At 52.9% G+C, this 1,581-nt stretch carries 2 protein-coding genes; both read left to right on the top strand.

Translation table 11 applies throughout. From position 1 onward, the window contains the following. Positions 1–73 precede the first annotated feature (73 nt). Positions 74–1,153 (top strand): pyocin knob domain-containing protein, encoded by a 1,080-nt coding sequence (locus CAG11_RS32880; protein WP_085600854.1) that lies wholly within the window; start codon positions 74–76, stop codon positions 1,151–1,153. Continuing rightward, complete coding sequence (locus CAG11_RS32875) at positions 1,153–1,554, top strand: hypothetical protein (protein ID WP_085600852.1); 402 nt, start codon at positions 1,153–1,155, stop codon at positions 1,552–1,554. The genes CAG11_RS32880 and CAG11_RS32875 overlap by 1 nt, the downstream gene beginning before the upstream one ends. Positions 1,555–1,581 lie beyond the last annotated feature (27 nt).

Here is a 1,581-nt window from a genome sequence, read left to right as displayed (position 1 = left end):
TTCCTCAATGTCCTTATATTGATGTCTCTGAATATCAATATCCTTTTGATCCTCCCCGCTAGTTGGAGAAGCCATGGCACGCAAGAACATTGAACTCGGGGTTATCCCCACTGGGCAGGGCGGCGATACGTTCCGCTCTGCAATGACGAAAGTCAACGACATGACCCAGGAACTGTACGACAAGACAGCAGGTTCCCAGCCGGGCGCAACAAAGAACCGGCCAGACGCCGAACTTCTCGCGCGGGCAAACCACACCGGAACACAGGTTTCCAGCACGATCAGCGACTTTTCGACGACAGTAAAGTCATTACTCCAGCAGTACGGGCTTGCAGATCAAGTAAAAGATATTCCTGAGGTGCAACTGAATGGGTTAACGGTTAACTCTTTTGTGTATGTAAGTCCGGACGGAACTGGATCGCTACCATTCCAGACGTCAACTTTTTACGTTATTCATCTGGCCAACTCTAACACTGCATATGGGGTTCAAATCGCGGTAGGCGGGGGAGCTGGAAAACAGTATTCCAGGACCAAAATCAACGGAATCTGGGCGAAGTGGAACAGCGGGCTAGATGTTGGTGATTTTGGTATGGGGGCTACCTCTCTACTGGCGTGCAACGACGCAAATAACGTTGCGGCCAGCGGTGATTTGCTAGTGCACCCAGGAACCCTAAACGGCCCCAATCCAGGCGTATACGGAACAATAAAGACAACGTTCTACGAGAAGTCCTCGAGCAACTGGACGCAACTTATTCTTTCCACGACTGGCAACAAGATGTTTTATAGGGGCTGCATCAACGGTGGAATCCAGCCATGGATGCAGGTTAACGAAGAGTCAATAACGAACAGCAACGGGACCGCAGTTAAGTTCTCGGACGGGACCATGATTTGCTGGAAGGAGAGCTCAACCATCCAGACAACATCAAATCAAGTTTCAACGGGTGTCTTTCTCGGCGCCGCTGAAATATTTACCTTTCCGGTTCCGTTCGTGACGATTGGGGTTGTCATTCCCTCCGTCTCTTACTCTGCATACGCATATTGTTGGGGATCGGTAGGGGAAGGGAACAACCCGAACCAATGCCGAGTAGTTGGCTTCAGTCATGCGGCTAACGCTCAGTATCAAGCAAGATATCTTGCCGTGGGTAGGTGGCGATAATGGTTATTATCAAATTTTCCCCCGTGTGTACGGACATGTTCCCGCGCCTCGAGTCAGTCTCCATTGAGGGCTATGCCATCACCATCAACGGCGAGGCGTTCGACTTTTCTCCGCTTGAGCGAGGTTATGAGCTGGAGCTCGAGGCCATCGACTCACCCCTGTTCGCCGACAAAGCTGTCATGTCCACTGATGGCCTCCTGTCGATCACGCTGCTCCTGCCCTACGACGAAGCCACGGCGACCAACGCCATCCGCTTCCCTGAGCCTGTGACCGTGACCGTGACCGCCGCCGGCCCGGTGGACATTCCCACCGATCACCCGGCGCCACCTCCTGAGATCCCAACCATCGAAACTATCGAGGACGACAATGGACTTCTCGCAGAGCAAGAAAACCTTCACTGAGCAGGATCGGAAAGCCAACGAGGCCCG

The organism is Pseudomonas sp. B6(2017), from assembly GCF_002112765.1.
Lineage (GTDB): Bacteria > Pseudomonadota > Gammaproteobacteria > Pseudomonadales > Pseudomonadaceae > Aquipseudomonas > Aquipseudomonas piscis.
The sequence above is the reverse complement of the archived record's forward strand: the minus strand, read 5'-3'. Positions and strand labels throughout refer to the sequence as shown.